The sequence below is a fragment of the Arsenicicoccus sp. UBA6765 genome, from assembly GCF_002453335.1.
Classification (GTDB): domain Bacteria; phylum Actinomycetota; class Actinomycetes; order Actinomycetales; family Dermatophilaceae; genus Arsenicicoccus; species Arsenicicoccus bolidensis.
In genome coordinates this window covers 1-18,201 of the sequence record NZ_DKGR01000012.1, presented here as the reverse complement: position 1 = coordinate 18,201, position 18,201 = coordinate 1, and the positions used below count along the sequence as shown (strand labels likewise).

General features: G+C 71.0%; 15 protein-coding genes. 4 read left to right on the top strand and 11 right to left on the bottom strand.

The annotated features are described in order from the left end of the window. Nucleotides 1-17: 17 nt before the first annotated feature. The 3 genes from B4K29_RS02030 to uvrB all read right to left on the bottom strand — a co-directional run bounded on the left by B4K29_RS02030 (nt 18) and on the right by uvrB (nt 3,741). On the bottom strand, nt 18-1,007 hold the full coding sequence (locus B4K29_RS02030) for a TerC family protein (RefSeq protein ID WP_029210484.1): 990 nt from the start codon (nt 1,005-1,007) through the stop codon (nt 18-20). A gap of 203 nt (nt 1,008-1,210) precedes the next feature. Further along, nucleotides 1,211-1,633 carry an MmcQ/YjbR family DNA-binding protein gene (locus B4K29_RS02025; RefSeq protein ID WP_286966299.1) on the bottom strand — a complete coding sequence of 141 codons (423 nt, stop codon included), beginning with the start codon at nt 1,631-1,633 and terminating at the stop codon, nt 1,211-1,213. Then, on the bottom strand, nt 1,630-3,741 hold the full coding sequence (gene uvrB / locus B4K29_RS02020) for an excinuclease ABC subunit UvrB (RefSeq protein WP_029210482.1): 2,112 nt from the start codon (nt 3,739-3,741) through the stop codon (nt 1,630-1,632). The genes B4K29_RS02025 and uvrB overlap by 4 nt, the downstream gene beginning before the upstream one ends. A gap of 123 nt (nt 3,742-3,864) precedes the next feature. On the opposite strand from uvrB, the gene B4K29_RS02015 reads away from it, so the two are divergent. Together B4K29_RS02015 and B4K29_RS02010 are read left to right on the top strand one after the other, a co-directional pair. Beyond that, a complete protein-coding gene (locus B4K29_RS02015; protein WP_286956139.1) occupies nt 3,865-4,791 on the top strand; it encodes a siderophore-interacting protein in 927 nt (308 codons plus the stop codon). Nucleotides 4,792-4,939: 148 nt separating this feature from the next. Further along, nucleotides 4,940-6,025, top strand: a complete 1,086-nt coding sequence (locus B4K29_RS02010) for an acyltransferase family protein (RefSeq protein ID WP_286956140.1) — start codon at nt 4,940-4,942, stop codon at nt 6,023-6,025. 36 nt (nt 6,026-6,061) lie between these two features. On the opposite strand, the gene coaE is transcribed toward B4K29_RS02010, so the two are convergent. Together coaE and rpsA are read right to left on the bottom strand one after the other, a co-directional pair. Further along, a complete protein-coding gene (coaE, locus tag B4K29_RS02005) occupies nt 6,062-7,252 on the bottom strand; it encodes a dephospho-CoA kinase (RefSeq protein WP_019286062.1) in 1,191 nt (396 codons plus the stop codon). Between the two features lie 214 nt (nt 7,253-7,466). Beyond that, nucleotides 7,467-8,981 carry a 30S ribosomal protein S1 gene (gene rpsA, locus B4K29_RS02000; protein ID WP_019286063.1) on the bottom strand — a complete coding sequence of 505 codons (1,515 nt, stop codon included), beginning with the start codon at nt 8,979-8,981 and terminating at the stop codon, nt 7,467-7,469. 152 nt (nt 8,982-9,133) lie between these two features. On the opposite strand from rpsA, the gene B4K29_RS01995 reads away from it, so the two are divergent. Further along, nucleotides 9,134-10,036: a class I SAM-dependent methyltransferase gene (locus tag B4K29_RS01995; protein WP_286958318.1), complete on the top strand. Its 903-nt coding sequence runs from the start codon at nt 9,134-9,136 to the stop codon at nt 10,034-10,036. Nucleotides 10,037-10,097: 61 nt separating this feature from the next. Then, nucleotides 10,098-11,798, top strand: a complete 1,701-nt coding sequence (locus B4K29_RS01990; RefSeq protein WP_019286065.1) for a formate--tetrahydrofolate ligase — start codon at nt 10,098-10,100, stop codon at nt 11,796-11,798. Nucleotides 11,799-11,840: 42 nt separating this feature from the next. Here B4K29_RS01990 and mnhG read toward each other — a convergent pair whose 3' ends face one another. From mnhG to B4K29_RS01960, 6 genes are read right to left on the bottom strand one after another with little or no spacing between them, the layout of a single operon-like run. Next, nucleotides 11,841-12,173, bottom strand: a complete 333-nt coding sequence (mnhG, locus tag B4K29_RS01985) for a monovalent cation/H(+) antiporter subunit G (protein WP_019286066.1) — start codon at nt 12,171-12,173, stop codon at nt 11,841-11,843. Next, nucleotides 12,170-12,538: a monovalent cation/H+ antiporter complex subunit F gene (locus tag B4K29_RS01980; RefSeq protein ID WP_019286067.1), complete on the bottom strand. Its 369-nt coding sequence runs from the start codon at nt 12,536-12,538 to the stop codon at nt 12,170-12,172. Before B4K29_RS01980 ends, mnhG begins: the two co-directional genes overlap by 4 nt. Next, on the bottom strand, nt 12,535-13,077 hold the full coding sequence (locus B4K29_RS01975; protein ID WP_286966298.1) for a Na+/H+ antiporter subunit E: 543 nt from the start codon (nt 13,075-13,077) through the stop codon (nt 12,535-12,537). Before B4K29_RS01975 ends, B4K29_RS01980 begins: the two co-directional genes overlap by 4 nt. Continuing rightward, the gene (locus B4K29_RS01970) at nt 13,074-14,660 is read right to left on the bottom strand and encodes a Na+/H+ antiporter subunit D (protein ID WP_019286069.1); all 1,587 of its coding nucleotides are present in this window, start codon (nt 14,658-14,660) and stop codon (nt 13,074-13,076) included. Before B4K29_RS01970 ends, B4K29_RS01975 begins: the two co-directional genes overlap by 4 nt. Next, the gene (locus B4K29_RS01965) at nt 14,657-15,127 is read right to left on the bottom strand and encodes a Na(+)/H(+) antiporter subunit C (protein ID WP_239263517.1); all 471 of its coding nucleotides are present in this window, start codon (nt 15,125-15,127) and stop codon (nt 14,657-14,659) included. Before B4K29_RS01965 ends, B4K29_RS01970 begins: the two co-directional genes overlap by 4 nt. After that, entirely contained in the window at nt 15,124-17,949 is a 2,826-nt protein-coding gene (locus tag B4K29_RS01960) for a Na+/H+ antiporter subunit A (RefSeq protein WP_286966296.1), read from the bottom strand. The genes B4K29_RS01965 and B4K29_RS01960 overlap by 4 nt, the downstream gene beginning before the upstream one ends. Nucleotides 17,950-18,201: the final 252 nt, after the last annotated feature.

Below are 18,201 nucleotides of genomic sequence, written 5' to 3'. Positions count from 1 at the left end.
AGGAGCCCGTCGACCGGTCAGTGCTCGAGACCGGCCTTCTCGTCCTTCTTGGACTTCCACAGGCTCGCGACCGTCGTGACCCCGAGGATCAGCACGATCGCACCCAGGGAGACACCGATCGGGATCTCGGGGGCCCACTCGATGTGGTGGCCGCCGTTGATGAACGGGAGGGTGTTCTCGTGCATGGCGTGCAGGATCAGCTTGACGCCGATGAAGGCCAGCAGGACCGCCAGGCCAAGCCCGAGGTAGACGAGCCGCTTGAGCAGGCCACCGATGAGGAAGTAGAGCTGTCGCAGACCCATCAGCGCGAAGATGTTGGCCATCAGCACCAGGAAGGGCTCCTTGGTGAGGCCGAAGATCGCCGGGATCGAGTCGAGGGCGAACAGCAGGTCCGTGGTGCCCAGCGCGAGGATCACCAGGAACATCGGCGTGATGACCTTCTTGCCGTCGACGTGCGCGAACATCTTGGGGCCGTGCCACTCGGAGGTGGCGGGGAAGCGACGGGTCACCCACTTCGTGAAGGCGTTCTCCTCGTACTCGTCGTCGTCGCTCTCACCCTCGAAGGCCAGCTTGACGGCGGTGTAGATGAGGAAGGCACCGAAGAGGTAGAAGATCCAGGCGAACTGGTTGATGAGCGTGGCTCCGACGGCGATGAAGATGCCGCGCAGGACCAGCGCGATCATGATGCCGATCATCAGGGCGGTCTGCTGGAGCTTCTCCGGCACCGCGAACTTGCTCATGATGATCAGGAAGATGAAGAGGTTGTCGATCGAGAGGGAGTACTCGGTCAACCACCCGGCGAAGAACTGCAGGCCGTAGTCGGCGCCGGCGAAGGACCACACCCCGATGCCGAAGACGATCGCCGAGCCGACGAAGAAGGCCAGGTGGCGCAGGCACTCCTTCATGGTCGGCGTGTGCGGGTTGCGGGCCATGTGGATGACGTCGAAGACCAGGAAGAGGACGGTGACGCCGACGGAGGCGATCCAGACCCAGGTGGGGATGTTCACGGTTGGACGAGGCCTTTCGGTGGGGAGGGGGAGGCCGTTCGTCGGAGGTCTCTCCCGCCCGAGGCGGACCGGTGCCCCGGGCCCCTGGAACGACGTGTCCGCCCAGGTCCGTGCTGACGAGGCCACCGCGTTGGGGATACTCCCCTCCGTGGTCGATCGCGTGATTCTTTCACAGTCACGGGTGTTCCTCGCGCCGTGCCCGCTCAGGCCGGGCGTCTGCTCCTGGGCAGCGCGGACACCACGCGGTCGTAGGACTCGTCGATCGCGTCACGGACCTCCTCCGCCGGGATGCGGCCGTCCACCCGCAGGACGTTCCAGCCGTGGCGGCCGCTGTAGGCCGAGACCGAGGCGTCCTGCGGGTAGCGCCGGAGCCACTCGTCGGCCTCCTCGCGGTTGCGTCCCAGCTTGACGCCGACGGCGTCGCCCGCGCCCGGGAAGGCGAAGATCTTGTCGCCGACCTTGGCCACGACGTCGCCCTCCCACGGCTCGTCACGCCAGGCGCCGGGCTTGGCGAGGCAGTAGCCGATGAGCTCCGCGCCATCGCCACCCTCCGACGTGCCCGGCTCCTCGTCCACGCCCTCGTCGCCCGCGTCGGCCTCGCGCCGCCGGGACTCGTCCCCGGTCACTTGGTGGCCTCCGTCATCTGGCGCAGCTCCTTCTTGAGGTCCCCGAGCTCGTCGCGCAACCGGGCCGCGAGCTCGAAGTGCAGCTCTGCGGCGGCCTGGTGCATCTGCTGGGTGATCTCCTGGATGAGCTCGGCGAGCTCGGCCGCGGGCATGGACTGGGCCTGCTGGAGCAGCGCGCCCTTGTCGCCGGCGGCAGCACCCGCGACGGCGCCGCGGCCCTTGCCCTTGGCCCGCGACTGACCGCGCCCGCTGCCGAGGAGCGCCTCGGTGTCGGCCTCCTCCTTGGCGATGAGGTCCGTGATGTCGGCGATCCGCTTGCGCAGCGGCTGGGGGTCGATGCCGTGCTCCCGGTTGTAGGCGACCTGCTTCTCGCGGCGACGGTTGGTCTCGCCGATCGCCTCCTCCATGGACGGGGTGATCGTGTCGGCGTACATGTGCACCTGCCCGGAGACGTTGCGGGCGGCACGACCGATCGTCTGGATCAGGGACCGGGCGGACCGCAGGAAGCCCTCCTTGTCGGCGTCCAGGATGCTGACGAGCGACACCTCGGGCAGGTCCAGGCCCTCGCGCAGCAGGTTGATGCCCACCAGGACGTCGTACTCCCCCATGCGCAGCTCGCGCAGCAGCTCGACGCGGCGCAGCGTGTCGACCTCGGAGTGGAGGTAGCGGACCCGCACGCCCTTCTCGAGGAGGTAGTCGGTCAGGTCCTCGGCCATCTTCTTGGTGAGGGTCGTGACGAGCACGCGCTCGTCCTTGGCCGTGCGCTCCCCGATCTCGTGCAGCAGGTCGTCGATCTGGCCCTTGGTGGGCTTGAGGACGATCTCGGGGTCGATCAGCCCGGTGGGGCGGATGATCTGCTCCACGGCGCCGTCGCCCTTGGCCAGCTCGTAGGGCCCCGGGGTCGCCGACAGGTAGACCGTCTGCCCGATCCGCTCGAGGAACTCCTCCCACTTGAGCGGCCGGTTGTCCATCGCGCTGGGCAGGCGGAAGCCGTGGTCGACGAGCTGGCGCTTGCGGGACATGTCGCCCTCGAACATCGCCCCGATCTGCGGCACGGTCACGTGCGACTCGTCGATCACGAGGAGGAAGTCCTCGGGGAAGTAGTCGAGGAGGGTGTTGGGCGCCGACCCCGGGGCGCGCCCGTCGATGTGCATCGAGTAGTTCTCGATGCCCGAGCAGGAGCCCACCTGGCGCATCATCTCGATGTCGTAGGTGGTGCGCATGCGCAGCCGCTGCGCCTCCAGGAGCTTGCCCTGCTGCTCGAAGGTCGCCAGCTGCGCCTCGAGCTCGCGCTCGATGCCGCCGATCGCCCGCTCCATGCGCTCCTCGCCGGCCACGTAGTGCGTCGCGGGGAAGACGTACATCTCCTCCTCCTCGCGCACGACCTCGCCGGTCAGGGGGTGCAGGGTGTAGAGCCGCTCGACCTCGTCGCCGAAGAACTCGATGCGGATGGCCAGCTCTTCGTACTGCGGGATGATCTCGACCGTGTCGCCCCGGACCCGGAAGGTCCCGCGGGTGAACGACAGGTCGTTGCGGGCGTACTGCATGGTCACGAAGCGGCGCAGCAGCTCGTCCCGCTCGATCTCCTGGCCGACCTTGAGGCGGACCATCCGGTCGACGTACTCCTGCGGGGTGCCGAGGCCGTAGATGCACGACACGGACGCGACCACGACCGTGTCCCGCCGCGTGAGCAGCGAGTTGGTGGCGCTGTGCCGGAGCCGCTCGACCTCGTCGTTGATCGACGAGTCCTTCTCGATGTAGGTGTCCGTCTGGGCGATGTACGCCTCGGGCTGGTAGTAGTCGTAGTAGCTGACGAAGTACTCGACCGCGTTGTCCGGCAGCAGCTCCCGGAACTCGTTGGCCAGCTGGGCCGCCAGGGTCTTGTTGGGCGCCATGACCAGGGTCGGTCGCTGCACCTGCTCGATGAGCCAGGCGGTCGTCGCGGACTTGCCGGTGCCGGTGGCGCCCAGCAGCACGACGTCCTGCTCCCCCGCGTTGATCCGCCGGGTCAGCTCGGCGATCGCCGTCGGCTGGTCGCCGGACGGGGAGAAGTCGGAGACCACGTGGAAGGGGGCCACGCTGCGCTGGAGGTCGGTCGTCGGTCGCATGCGACCCAGCCTAGGGCTCGGGTCCGACATACCCCCTCGCCGATGCGACCCGCCGCCCTCGCTCGACCCAGGCGGTCGCGCCGGGTTAGGCAAGCCTTGCCTACTCGGTGCTAGGGTCGCCCCGTGGCTGCCGACCTCTACCTGCCCCGCGACGTCGTGGTCGAGTCCGTCGAGGACCTCACCCCCTACCTGCGGCGGGTCGTGCTCACGGGACCCGACCTGGATCGCGTCCACCCGACCACGCTGGACCGCCGGATCAAGCTCGTCCTCCCCCGCGCCGAGGGGGACACGCTGCAGGACCTCCCGAGGGACGCGAGGTGGTACGACGCCTGGCGCGCGCTGCCCGACGACGCTCGACCTGCGGTGCGCACCTACACCGCCCGGGCCGTCCGCCCGCAGGACCGCGCCCTCGTCGTCGACCTGGTCCTCCACGACCACCCCGGGCCCGCCGGCCGCTGGGCCACGACGGCGCGACCAGGCGATCCCCTGGTGGCCGTGTGCCCCGTGGCGGGAGCCCCCGGCGCCGACCGCTGCGGCATCGCCTGGCACCCCGGCCGGGCGACGCAGGTCCTGCTCGCCGGCGACGAGACGGCGCTGCCCGCCATCGCCTCCATCCTCGAGAGCCTCGGTGACCACGTGACGGGCGAGGTGCTCCTGGAGGTGCCGAGCAGCGACAGCGACATCTCCACCAGCGACAGCACCGCCAGCAGTGACGGCGACCTCGCCCTGGACGCGCCCCCCGGCGTCACCGTCTCCGTCCTCCCCAGGGGCGCCCGCCCGCACGGGGAGGCGCTGGAGGAGGCGGTCCGGCATACGGCCTGGAGCCCGCTGGAGGAGTCCGAGGTGGCTCGGCGGGAGGCGCTCTCCACCGGCCCGGAGGAGATCCTGTGGGACGAGCCGCAGCACGCCAGCGCGGACCACTACGCCTGGCTCGCCGGGGAGAGCGGCCTCATCCGGCGGCTGCGCCGGCACCTGGTGGGCGAGCGAGGCTGGCCGCGGGACCGGGTCGCCTTCATGGGCTACTGGAGCCTGGGCCGCCCCGAGAGCTGAGTCGGCGGGACGGGGCAACCCGTCCCTGCCCCTTCATCGCGACGCAACGGACGCGTTCGGATACGGCAATCATCCCGGTTAGGGTGGTTTGGCATCCGAAGCCGCATGCGCCGTTGCCCCGACCCCGACCCGAAGGTTCCGACGACCCGTGCCTGCGACCTCCCTCCGTGCGACCCTGCCCGCCCGGCCCACGCCCGCCCCCGCGACGCCCGCCGCGCCGCGCCCACGCGCCGACCTCTCGGTGCAGTCGCTGCGCGGCCTCGCGGTCATCCTCATGGTCGCCGGCCACGTCATCGGCGACGACGGGGGCCGTGGGCTCCAGGTCGCCGACGACTCGCTCTGGCGGTCCGCCTACCTGCTGCTCGACGACATCCGGATGCCGTTCTTCACGCTGCTGTCCGGCTACGTCTACGCCCTGCGGCCGGTCCGTGGGGCCGACGCGGTGCCCGGCTTCCTGCGCCGCAAGGTCGATCGCCTGCTCGTCCCTCTGCTCTTCGTCGGGCTCACCACCATGGCCGTGCAGGCCGCGGTCCCGGGCACCAACGAGAAGCCCGGCGCCGAGTCCTTCCTGCAGCTCGTGGTCTTCGGCTACCAGCACCTGTGGTTCCTGCTGGCGGCCATGGTGATCTTCAGCCTCACCGCCCTCCTCGACGCCCACGCGCCGCAGTGGACCGCGCGGTCCCACGCCTGCCTCGTCACCGGCGCCTTCGCCCTGGCACTGTTCGTCCAGGTCCCGGCCCAGGGCAACGTATTCGCCCTCAACCAGGCCATCTGGCTGTGGCCCTTCTTCCTCGTCGGCGCGGGCCTGCAGCGCTTCGGCCTCAGGACGACGGCCCCGCGAGTCGGGGCGCTGGCCGCCGTGACCACACTCCTGCTGGTCACGGGCGCGCTCGGCCTCGCCGAGGGTCTGCCCTCCGCCGTCGTGCGGCTGCACGGCCTGGCCACCGGGCTCTGCGCCCTGCTGCTCGTCTACCTCGTCCGCGGCCGGCTGCACGCCTCGACGCTCGCTCGCCTCGGGGCCTACAGCTATGGCATCTACCTGTGGCACGTCCTGGGGGCCGCGGGCAGCCGCATCGTGCTGACCAAGCTCGGGCTCACGTCGACGGCGCTGCTCTTCGTCCTCGGGATCGCCGTCGCCATCGCCGTCCCGGTCGTTGCTGAGCGCACGGTGGGGCGCACCCGCTGGGGCGGCTGGTTGGCGTTCGGACGACGCCCCCGGCCGGCCACCTCCTGAGCCTCCCAAGGAGCCTGCCGACCGTCCCGCTGCCGCTCAGGAGTGCCAGCCGGTCCGGCGGGCCCAGGACTGCATGCGCGGCCAGATGTGGTTGAACCACGGCTCCTTCGCCTCGGCATACTCCCTGGTCGTGGCGCAGGTGCCGGCCAGCCGTCGCTTCTCGGTCAGGTAGTCCGCGCGGGCGTCCGCGTCGGACCGTAGCCAGTCGCGGTAGAGCAGGGCGTACTGCCAACCCGCACCCTCCGTCTCGCGCACGTGGACGTGGACGATCCGGCCCGGGTCGCAGGACCCGTGGAAGCGCTTGACCCACAGCGAGGGGTCGGGCAGCTCGTCCTTGACGTTGTCCATCGTGTTGTCCTTGGACCGCGGGAAACCGAGGTCCTCGAGGATGCGGACGAACTCGGGGTCGTCGGCGTCGTGCAGGTCCGGCACGCCGATCTGCAGGTCGATGACGTCCTTGCCGGCCAGCCCGGGCACCGCGGTGGACCCGATGTGCTCGATCTCCGGGGCGCGGGTGCCCATCGCGGCACTGATCCTGGCGATGAGGCGGTCGGCCTGCTGGGGCCAGGTCTCGTCGTAGGCGACCAGGGTGGGGACGTCGGGCCGCCGGGCGCGCGTGCGGGTGCGCACGTTGTCGGCATACGGCCGCAACCGCTCGTGCCAGACCCGGTCCACCTCGGCCAACAGGTCGTCGGCCGTGCCGTTGTTGTCGATCAGCACGTCCGCGGCCGCGCGCCGCTGCTCGTCGGTCGCCTGGTGCTCCATGCGGGCCCGCGCGTCCTGCTCGCTGAGGCCGCGTCCCTCGAGCCGGCGGACCCGCGAGTCGTGGTCGGCCTCCACCACGACGACGAGGTGGTAGGCCGGTCCCATGTGCTTCTCGACCAGCAGGGGGACGTCGTGCACGACGATGGCGTCCTCCCCCGCCTCGGCCATGAGCTGCGCGGTCCGCCGCGCGATCAACGGGTGCGTGATGGCCTCGAGGTCTCGGCGGGACCGCTCGTCGGCGAAGACGATGCCACCGAGCGCCCCGCGGTCGAGCGCACCGTCGGGACCGACGACGCCGTCGCCGAACCTCTCCTGGACGGCCTGCAGACCCTCCGAGCCGGGAGCCACGACCTCACGCGCCAGCTGGTCGGCGTCCACGACCACCGCCCCCAGCTCGCCGAGACGACGCGACACGGTCGACTTGCCGGACCCGATGCCACCTGTCAGACCGATGCGAACCATGCACCGAGGCTACTCGCGCCGGGGCCCGGGCACCCGCCGGGGCCCTGACGACGCACCGGGCGACGCACCGGGCGCCGCACCAGGCGACGCACGGGGCGACGCACCGGGGGCCACCAGAGGCGCTCAACCCGGGCGGGCACGACGAGGCCCCGCCCACCGCAGGGGTGGACGGGGCTTTCGACGTGATCAGGCCGTGTGCGCCTGGTCAGTGGGCTCAGTTGGAGCCGGTGAGCTTCTCGCGGAGAGCGGCCAGCGCCTCGTCGGAGGCGAGGGTGCCCTCGTTGGACGAGGAGGAGGACGACGACGACGAGGAGGACGACGAGGACGTCGACACGCTCTCGGTGGCGCTGCCACCGGAGGAGTAGGACGTCGCGGCCTCCGGGTTGGCGGCTGCCTCGGCGTCGGCCTTGGCGGCCTCCTCGACCTGCGTCTTGTGGGCCTCCCACAGCGAGTGGGCCTCGGCGTACTGCTTCTCCCACTTCTCGCGCTGGGTCTCGAAGCCCTCGAGCCACTCGTTGGTCTCGGGGTCGAAGCCCTCGGGGTACTTGTAGTTCCCCTGCTCGTCGTACTCGGCGGCCATGCCGTACTGCGTCGGGTCGAAGTCGTCGGAGACGACGGACGCGTCGTTGGCCTGCTTGAGCGACAGCGAGATGCGGCGACGCTCGAGGTCGATGTCGATGACACGGACGAAGATGTCGTCGCCCACGTTGACGACCTGCTCCGGCAGCTCCACGTGGCGCTCGGCCAGCTCGGAGATGTGGACCAGACCCTCGATGCCCTCCTCGACGCGCACGAACGCACCGAACGGGACGAGCTTGGTGACCTTGCCCGGCACGACCTGGCCGATGGCGTGGGTGCGGGCGAAGTGCTGCCACGGGTCCTCCTGCGTCGCCTTCAGCGACAGGGAGACACGCTCGCGGTCCATGTCCACGTCGAGCACCTCGACGGTGACCTCCTGGCCCACCTCGACGACCTCGGACGGGTGGTCGATGTGCTTCCAGGACAGCTCGGAGACGTGGACGAGACCGTCGACGCCACCGAGGTCCACGAACGCACCGAAGTTGACGATCGAGGACACGACGCCGGACCGGACCTGGCCCTTGCCGAGCTCCTTGAGGAAGGTGGTGCGGACCTCGGACTGGGTCTGCTCCAGCCACGCGCGGCGCGACAGGACCACGTTGTTGCGGTTCTTGTCGAGCTCGATGATCTTGGCCTCGATCTCCTTGCCGACGTACGGCTGGAGGTCGCGCACACGACGCATCTCGACGAGGGAGGCGGGCAGGAAGCCGCGCAGACCGATGTCGAGGATGAGGCCGCCCTTGACGACCTCGATGACGGTGCCGGTGACGACGCCGTCCTCCTCCTTGACCTTCTCCACCGTGCCCCAGGCGCGCTCGTACTGGGCGCGCTTCTTGGACAGGATCAGACGACCCTCCTTATCCTCCTTCTGGAGGACCAGGGCCTCGACCTCGTCACCCACGGAAACGACCTCGGACGGGTCGACGTCGTGCTTGATGGAGAGCTCGCGGCTCGGGATGACACCCTCGGTCTTGTAACCGATGTCGAGCAGGACCTCGTCCCGGTCGACCTTGACGATGACACCGTCGACGATGTCTCCGTCGTTGAAGTACTTGATGGTCTCGTCGATCGCGGCGAGGAAGTCCTCCTCAGATCCGATGTCGTTGATCGCGACCTGAGGGGCGGTCTTTTCGACCGGGCTGGCAGTCATGTAGTAGGAACTCCGATGGTGGACAGGTTGAATAGGTGGGATCGTGCATGCCCGCCGTGGGGTCTCGCCGACCTCGTCGGGTCGAGTCCGCGCACGAACGTGCTCGTCCACCCTAACGGTCCTGTCACGCACGGGTCAAAGCAGGAGGCTGTATGACGACCGCCGAGCGCGGCTCCTTCGCCGCCGTCACGCGGCGCGGCACCGACCAGGCCGAGTCGGCGCGCGCCAACAAGGGCTGGTGGGACGCCGAGGCGGTGGACTACTACGCCGAGCACGGCGCGTTCCTGGGCGACGCCGACCTCGTCTGGGGTCCGGAGGGGCTGCGCGAGGAGACAGCTCGGATCCTGGCGCCGGCGGACCGCCTCCCCGGGCTCCGCGTCCTGGAGATCGGTGGTGGCGCCGCCCAGGGCGGACGGTGGCTGGCGGCCCAGGGGGCGGTGGTCGTCTCGACGGACCTGTCGACGGGGATGCTCGCGCAGGGACGCCGGATCGACGAGGGGCGGGCGGACGGCATACGGGCGGGACAGCCGTCGGCCTCCCCTGCTCACCCGCTCCCCCAGCACCCCCAGCACCCCCGGCTCCCCCTGCTCGCCTGCGACGCGGCGGCCCTGCCGTTCGCGCAGGAGAGCTTCGACCTCGTGATGACCGCCTACGGCGCGGTGCCCTTCGTGGCCGACTCCGCCGCGGTGATGCGCGAGGCCGCCCGCGTCCTGCGCCCCGGCGGGCGGTTCGTCTTCTCCACCACCCACCCGATCCGCTGGGCCCTGCCCGACGTGCCGGGAGAGGCGGGCCTGACCGTCACGAGCTCCTACTTCGACCGCTCGCCGTACGTCGAGGAGGACGACCAGGGACGGGCGCTCTACGTCGAGCACCACCGCACCCTCGGCGATCGCGTCCGCGAGATCACCGCCGCGGGCCTGCGGCTCGTCGACCTCGTCGAGCCGGAGTGGCCCGAGGACCACGAGGAGACCTGGGGCGGGTGGAGCCCGCTGCGGGGAAGGCTCGTGCCGGGGACGGCGATCTACGTCTGCAAGCGTCCGCCCCGCACGGGGTGAGGACGGGAGGACGTCCGGCCCCACCGTCGGGACGCCGGAGGACGTCCGGCATACTCGCCTCGTGGATACAAAGCCGTTTCCCTCAGACATCGAGATCGCGCGATCCGCTGATCTCGCCCCCCTCCCCGAGGTCGCCGCCACCGTCGGCATCGACGAGAAGTACCTCATCCCCTACGGGCGGCACGTCGCCAAGGTCGAGCTCGAGGTCATCGACGAGCTGGCCGACCTCCCCGACGCCAGGTACGTCGTCGTCACCGCCATCACCCCGACCCCGCTGGGCGAGGGCAAGACGACGACCGCCGTCGGCCTGGCCCAGGGCCTGGCCCGCATCGGCCGCAAGCCCGTCCTCGCCCTGCGCCAGCCCTCGCTCGGGCCCGTCTTCGGCGTCAAGGGTGGCGCGGCGGGCGGTGGCTACAGCCAGATCGTCCCGATGGAGATGCTCAACCTGCACCTCACCGGCGACTTCCACGCGGTGACGGCGGCGCACAACCTGCTGGCGGCGATGGTGTCCAACCACCTGCACTTCGGCAACGAGCTCGGCCTCGACGACATCCAGTGGCGTCGGGTCATGGACATGAACGACCGCTCGCTGCGCAACATCATCGAGGGCTGCGGCGCCAAGACCGACGGCGTGACCCGTCAGGCGGGCTTCGACATCACCGCGGCGTCCGAGGTCATGGTCATCCTCGCCCTGGCCACCTCGCTGCGGGACCTGCGGGAGCGCCTCGGCCGCATCGTCGTCGGCTTCACCAAGGACAAGAAGCCCGTCACCGCCGAGCAGATCGGCTGCGCCGGCGCGATGTGCGTCCTGCTCAAGGACGCCCTGAAGCCCAACCTCATGCAGACGCTGGAGCACACGCCGGCGTTCATCCACGCCGGCCCGTTCGGCAACATCGCGATCGGCAACTCCTCGATCATCGCCGACCGCGTCGGCATCAAGGCCGGCGACATCCTGCTCACCGAGGCGGGCTTCGCGGCCGACATGGGCGCCGAGCGCTTCTTCAACGTCAAGTGCCGCGCGGCCGGGCTCACTCCCCAGGCGGCGGTCCTGGTCGCGACCGTGCGGGCGCTCAAGTCCCACTCCGGCCGCTTCGAGGTCAAGGCCGGCAAGCCGCTGCCCGAGGGGATGCTGCTCGAGAGCCCGCAGGACGTCGAGGCCGGGTGCGACAACCTGCGCAAGCACATCCAGATCATCCAGGACTTCGGCGTGCAGCCGGTGGTGGCCATCAACGCCTTCCCGACGGACCACCCGTCCGAGCACGAGGTGATCCGGCGCGTGGCCGAGGAGATGGGGGCGCGCTGCGCCGTGTCGACCCACGTCAAGGACGGTGGCGCCGGCGCCGAGGAGCTCGCCCGCACCGTGGTGGAGGCGTGCGACGACGAGGTGCACTTCACCCCGACCTACGACTTCGAGGACTCCCTCGAGGTCAAGATCCGCAAGGTCGCGACCAAGGTGTATGGCGCCAACGGGATCTCCCTGGAGCCGGCCGCGGCCAAGGCGCTGGCGATGTACACCGACCAGGGCTACGGCCACCTGCCCGTGCTCATCGCCAAGACCCAGATGTCTCTGTCCCACGACCCGGCCCTCAAGGGTGCGCCGCGCGGCTGGACCCTGCCGGTGCGCGAGGTCCGCCTGGCCGCGGGAGCCGGCTACGTCTATGCCATCTGCGGGTCGATGATGACGATGCCGGGCCTGTCGAGGTCGCCGGCCGCCATGCGCATCGACATCGACGAGGACGGCAACACGGTCGGGCTGTTCTGAGACGCTGACCCGGGGTCGGGCCAGCAGACGGGGGTCGATCGGCTACGGCCGGTCGACCCTCTCGTCGTCCCGGACGCCCGGCACCTGGCCGGTGCGGATCGCGGCGCGGCTGAGCAGGTGGGAAGACACGGGCGCGCTGGCCATCTGGAAGATCGCGACGAGCAGCAGCATGCCGATGTCGAGGGGCGAGTGCCGTCCGATGCCCACGCCGAGCAGCACCAGCAGGATCCCCAGGGTCTGCGGCTTGGTCGCCGCGTGCATGCGCGAGAGCAGGTCGGGGAAGCGGACGAGACCGATCGCGGCGCACAGGCACAGGAACGAGCCGAGGGCCAGGCAGACGAGCGCGGCGAGGTCGGCGACGGAGGTCCAGCTCATCGGTTGCCCCCGTCGTCGTCGACCACGCCCCGGTCCTCGTCGAAGCCGCTGACCTCGGTGGGCTCGGGCACGTCCGACCCGGGCTGCCCGGCCTGGCGCAGCCCCAGGTCCGAGTCCCCGGCGACGAAGCGCGACACCGCGACGGTCGCCACGAAGCCGACCAGCGACAGCGACACGAGGACGGGCAGCGTCGTCGAGTGGTCGCGCACGACCGCCTCCGCCCCCAGCGCGCAGATGATCACCGCCACGAGCACGTCGCTCGCGAGGGTGCGGTTGAGCACCGTCGGGCCGGTCACCATGCGCCACAGCACGAGCAGCGCCGCGGCCAGGAGCATGGCGACGATCGCCCAGACCAGCACGGTCATCGGTCGGCCTTCTCGTGCTCGTGGGTATGCCGCTCCGGCTGACCCGTGTCCTTGCCGAGGGCACGGCGCACCCGGTCCTCCAGCGCTGCGACCCGGAGACGCTCGGCCTGCAGGTCCGCGGGGTCGGTGCGGTCCAGGACGTGCATGGTGAGCACGCCCGTGGAGGGGTCGAGGTCGATCACGACCGTGCCGGGGACCAGCGACGTGAGCTCCGCGACGACGGTGCGCAGCAGGTCGTCCTCCACCCTGAGCTGCACCTCGATGACGGTGCCGGGGCCGATGGGCCGCGGCCGCACGGCGAGCCAGGCCACCGCGGCGCTGGCCGTGACCAGGTCCTTGAGGAAGGTGCCGAGCAGGACGAGCAGTCCCCAGGGGTGCACCCGGACGCCGGACATCACGTGCGGCAGGGGGAACAAGACCTGCACCACGAGGGCGACCAGGAGTCCCGCGAGGACATTGCCCCAGGAGAAGTTGCCCCACAGCAGGACCCAGACGACGGCGAGCCCGACGGTCGGGGTGAGACGCACGCGGTTGCTCATCGAGGCACCCCCTGCAGCACGGCGGTCGTGTAGCCGGAGCGGTCGCCGAGCTGGCCCGCTGCGGCGTCGGTGATCTCGTAGAGCGGCCCGGCCGCGACGGTGATGGCGACGCTCACCGCGACGAGCAGCGTGGTCGGCAGCACCGTGCCGAGCGCCAGGCGTCGCTCGGCGACGACCTGGGCCGCGTCGTCCCCGGTGACGACGAGCACGTCGTCGTCACCCCCGTCGTCGTCGGGGACGGCGGCACGGGGCGACCTCCAGAAGACACGGCCCCACACCCGGCTGATGGCGTACAGCGTGAGCAGGCTGGTGATCACGGACCCGGCGACGAGCAGGTAGGCGAGCCACGTGCCGGAGGCGACCCCGGCCTGGATGAGGCCGACCTTGCCGAGGAAGCCCGAGAACGGCGGGATGCCGGCGAGGTTCATCGCGGGGACGAAGAACAGCAGGGCTAGCCCGGGGGCGAGCCGCCCCAGCCCCCCGAGGTGGCTGAGCGAGGTGGACCCGCCGCGGGCCTCGATCAGGCCCGTCACCAGGAACAGCGCGGTCTGGATGGTGATGTGGTGGGCGGTGTAGAAGATCGCCGACGACAGCCCCGCCTCGTTGCCGACGGAGATGCCGAAGACGAGGTAGCCGATGTGCGACACCAGGGTGAAGGAGATCAGTCGCTTGATGTCGTCCTGGGCGACGGCGCCCAGGATGCCGACGAGCATGGTCAGCAGGCCGGCCCACATCAGCAGGGCGTCCAGCCGACCGTCGGGGAACAGCAGCGTCTGGGTGCGGATCATCGCGTAGACCCCCACCTTGGTCAGCAGTCCGGCGAACACGGCGGTGACGGGCGCGGGCGCGGTGGGATAGGAGTCGGGGAGCCAGCCCGACATGGGGAACACCGCGGCCTTGATGCAGAAGCCGAGGAGCAGCATGCCGTGCAGCAGGCCCTGCTGACCCGGCGGGAGGGCGTCCAGCCGACCGGCGAGCTCCGCGAGGTTGACCGTCCCCGTGGCGGCGTAGACGAGCGCGATCGCGACCAGGAACAGCAGCGACGACAGCAGGTTGACCACGACGTAGTTGGCGCCGGCCCGGACCCGGGAGGCGGTGCCACCCAGCGTGAGCAGCACGAAGCTCGCGAACAGCAGCATCTCGAAGCCGACGTAGAGGTGGAACAGGTCCCCCGACAGGAAGGTCGTCGAGACGCCGGCCGAGAGGACGAGCATGGTGGGGTGGAAGATCGGCAGGGGGGCTCCCCCGTCGTGCTCGCTGTCGTCCGAGGCGCGGCCCTGGCCGATGGAGTAGAGCATCACCGCCAGCGTCACGGTCGAGGACACGAGCAGCATCAGCCCGGACAGCCGGTCCACCACGAGGACGATGCCGTCGGCCGGCGACCAGCCTCCGGCGTGGACGACGAGGGTGCCGCGGGTGTGGGCCCCCCAGAGCAGGACGGCCGACACGATCACGGACGTGGTGAGGACGACGGTGCTCACGAGGCGCTGGATCGCCTGGCGTCCCGACGCCACGACCGTCAGCCCGGCACCGACGAGGGGGAGCACCACGGGCAGCGGCACGAGCAGACCTGGGTCGATCATCGGTCGCCTCCCTGGTCGTCGGTCGCCGTGTCGGCGAGGGCGTGCGGGTCGGTGGTGTCTGCGTAGTCGGTGTCGGGAACCTGGTCGGTGTCGGCCAGGTGACCGATCCGGGCGTCCTCGGGGTCGTCCTCGACGTTGTCGCTGGACGACAGCTGCCAGGACCGGTGCGCGAGCGCGAGGCAGTAGGCCGTCACCGCCAGCGTGATCACGATGGCGGTGAGCACCATGGCCTGCGGGAGGGGGTCGGAGATGCCGTCCGCGCCGACGACCACGCCCTCGGCGGAGGACTTGCTGACGATGGGTGCGCGGCCGGGCGCGCCGGAGGCGATCAGGAACACGACGTTGACGCCGTTGCCCATGAGCAGCACGCCGAGCAGGGCTCGCACGATGCTGCGCGCCATGACGAGGACCACGCCCGAGCCGAAGAGCACCCCGGCGAGGACCACCAGGGTCAGGTTGACGGTCATGCGTCCGACCTCTCGCTGATCTGCCGGTCCAGCGCGGCGCCCAGGGACCGGAGGATGTCGAGCATCAGACCGATCACGACGAGGTAGACCCCGAGGTCGAAGAAGACCGAGGACACGAGGTGCAGGTGCCCGACGAGGGGCAGCTCCACGTCCGCGTCCCAGCTCTGCAGGACGTCACCACCGACCAGCATGGAGACCAGGCCGAAGCCGGCGGACAGGAACAGCCCGGTCCCGAGCAGCGCACCCGGCATGAGTGGGAGGGCGGCCCGCAGCTCCACCCGGCCGCCGGCGAGATAGCGCACGGTGAGGGCCAGGCCGGCCACGAGCCCCGCCGCGAAGCCGCCCCCGGGGTTGTTGTGCCCGGCGAAGAGCAGGTAGAGGGACCACACCATGATGGCGGGGAAGATGAGGCGGGTGATGACGGCGAAGATCAGCGAGGGTTCCTCGGTGCGCTCCCCGGCGGGCACGGCCAGCCAGCTGGGGCGCTCCTCGCGCGTGCGGTTGCGCAGGCGCCGCGCCTCGTCGAGCCGCTTGCGGGTCGCCACGACCCGGTCGTGGCTGAGGTAGACGAGGCTGGCGACGCCGGTCGCGGCGACGAGCACCACGGCGATCTCGCCCATGGTGTCCCAGGCCCGGATGTCGACCAGGGCGACGTTGACGACGTTCTCGCCGCCGCCGAAGCTCGTGGCCCCGACCGGCCAGCCGGCGGACCCGGGCGGCGCGGTGCGTGCTCCGGCGGCGACGAGAGCTGCCCCGCTCACCAGCACGCCGGACACGACGCCGAGGGCGACGCGCAGGCTGCGGTTGGCACGCGAGGGGTTGTCGTTGAACTTGCCGCTGAGCCGCCGCAGGACGAGCACGAACACGACGATGGAGACGGTCTCGACGAGCACCTGGGTGAGGGCGAGGTCCGGGGCGCCGTGCAGCAGGAACAGCACGGCGAGCGCGTAGCCCGTGACACCGACCAGGAACACACCGCGCAGGCGGCGGCGGGAGCGCACCGCCATCACGGCGGCCAGGCTGGCGACCAGCGCGACGCCGGCCTGCGCGGGGGTGTCCCACCAGCGGGTCTCGGGCGCCGAGCCGACCCCCAGGAGCCCGACCGCGGTCAGGCCGATGAAGACGACCAGGATCAGGCCGAGCGACAGCGGGAGCGAGCCTCGCTGCGCAACGCCCGTGACCTCGATGGAGCCGCGGTCGAGGGCACGCATCACCCAGCGGTATGCCGAGACCGCCGCCGGTGGGTGAGGCAGCCGTCGCTGGACCGACTCGACCCGGCTGCGCACCGCCACCAGGGCCAGGCCGGAGGCCACCGTGAGGACGCTCAGCCACAGGGCCGGCGTGAAGCCGTGCCAGAGCGCCAGGTGGATGGGGTGCGCTGAGGGCGGCCAGCTCTCGGCATACGGCTCGACGAGGTGCTGCGCGGCACCGAGGAAGGGGCTCGCGAGCACGCTCGTGAGCCCGAGGGCCGCCGGGACCCACACGACGGGGCGGTGCAGGGAGTGGTAGGCCGTGTCCTCGCGCCCGGGCACGTCGCTCCACGCGCCGATCAGGAAGCGCGCGCTGTAGGCGAGGGTCAGCATGGAGCCGACGACGAGCACGACGAGCACGGGTCGGCTCCAGGCCTGGGCGCCGTGCCAGTAGGTCTCGTAGACGGCCTCCTTGCCCAGGAAGCCGAGCGTCGGCGGGAGGCCCGCCATCGACAGGGCGCAGGCGACCGACGCCGCGAAGACGACCGGCATGCGGTGGCGCAGTCCGCTCAGCTCACGGATGTCGCGGGTGCCCGTGGCGTGGTCGATGGCCCCGACGGAGAGGAACAGCCCGGCCTTGAACACCGCGTGCGCGACGAGCATGGCCAGGCCGGCCACGGCGGCCTCGGCGGACCCGGTCCCCACGAGCACGACGAGGAAGCCGAGCTGGGACACCGTGCCGTAGGCCAGGAGGAGCTTCAGGTCCACCTGGCGCAGGGCGCGGTAGCCGCCGACGAGCATCGTCGTGCAGCCCAGGACGAGGACGACCGGGTGCCACGTGGCGGCGTCGGAGAAGCCCGGTGCGAGCCGCGCGACGAGGTAGATGCCGGCCTTGACCATGGCGGCGGCGTGCAGGTAGGCGCTGACGGGGGTCGGCGCGGCCATCGCCCCCGGGAGCCAGAAGTGGAAGGGCACGAGGGCGGACTTGGTGAGCGCGCCGACGAGCAGCAGGGCCACGGCGACCGCCACCGTCGTGCCCGACGGCGGCTGCGCCAGGATCGACTCGAGGGAGTAGGTCCCCGCGGCCTGGCCCAGCATGACGATGCCGACCAGCATCGCCAGACCCCCCGCCGTGGTGACGACGAGGGCCTGGGTGGCGGCGTTGCGGCTGTCCTCGAGGTGGGACGAGTGACCCACGAGGAGGTACGAGAGGACGGTCGTGAGCTCCCAGAACAGGTAGAGCACGAGGAGGTTGTCGCTGAGGACCAGACCGGTCATCGCGCCCGCGAACGCCGTGAGGTGGGCGGCGAAGCGGTCCAGGCCGGGCTCGTCGGGCTCGAAGTAGCCCGCGCAGTAGACGAGGACGAGCGTGCCCACCACCCCGACGACCAGGCACATCAGCCACGCGAGAGCGTCCATCCGGAGCGTGACCGACAGCCCCAGGGAGGGCACCCACGTGACGTCCTCGCGGGGCGCCGTCCCGGGCGTGGCTGCCGTCGTGCGCGCCAGCGCCAGGCCCGCGGTGGCGACCGACGGCAGGGCGAGGAGCCAGAACGCCCGGGGCCCCCAGAGCCGCACGAGCAACGGGGCACAGACGGCCGCGAGCAGGTGCAGACCGACGAGGGCAAGCATCGAGCTCCTGAGATTCTGTGGGTGCCAGGCGGAGGCGGACCCACACAGACGGGTCTGCGGGGTCTGACGGCGGGGGACGCAGAGAACTGTACGAGAGTTCGCTGGACCGGAACTGGTTGCCCGCCCCTCGGTCGGTGCCGATCAGCGTGCCGTCAGAGCCCCCGTCAGTGCCAGCTCGATGCCAGCTCAGTGCCCTCTCAATGCCCGCTCAGTGCCCGCATCAGTGCCCTCTTAACCTCGATCCACCGATGG

What these genes read in the sequence shown, in the direction of transcription:
- B4K29_RS01960 (WP_286966296.1), bottom strand. Translation starts at nt 17,949, where the DNA reads ATGCTTGCCCTCGTCGGTCTGCACCTGCTCGCGGCCGTCTGTGCCCCG.
- coaE (WP_019286062.1), bottom strand. Translation starts at nt 7,252, where the DNA reads ATGGTTCGCATCGGTCTGACAGGTGGCATCGGGTCCGGCAAGTCGACC.
- B4K29_RS01995 (WP_286958318.1), top strand. Translation starts at nt 9,134, where the DNA reads ATGACGACCGCCGAGCGCGGCTCCTTCGCCGCCGTCACGCGGCGCGGC.
- uvrB (WP_029210482.1), bottom strand. Translation starts at nt 3,741, where the DNA reads ATGCGACCGACGACCGACCTCCAGCGCAGCGTGGCCCCCTTCCACGTG.
- B4K29_RS01975 (WP_286966298.1), bottom strand. Translation starts at nt 13,077, where the DNA reads ATGAGCAACCGCGTGCGTCTCACCCCGACCGTCGGGCTCGCCGTCGTC.
- rpsA (WP_019286063.1), bottom strand. Translation starts at nt 8,981, where the DNA reads ATGACTGCCAGCCCGGTCGAAAAGACCGCCCCTCAGGTCGCGATCAAC.
- B4K29_RS01980 (WP_019286067.1), bottom strand. Translation starts at nt 12,538, where the DNA reads ATGACCGTGCTGGTCTGGGCGATCGTCGCCATGCTCCTGGCCGCGGCG.
- mnhG (WP_019286066.1), bottom strand. Translation starts at nt 12,173, where the DNA reads ATGAGCTGGACCTCCGTCGCCGACCTCGCCGCGCTCGTCTGCCTGGCC.
- B4K29_RS01965 (WP_239263517.1), bottom strand. Translation starts at nt 15,127, where the DNA reads ATGACCGTCAACCTGACCCTGGTGGTCCTCGCCGGGGTGCTCTTCGGC.
- B4K29_RS01970 (WP_019286069.1), bottom strand. Translation starts at nt 14,660, where the DNA reads ATGATCGACCCAGGTCTGCTCGTGCCGCTGCCCGTGGTGCTCCCCCTC.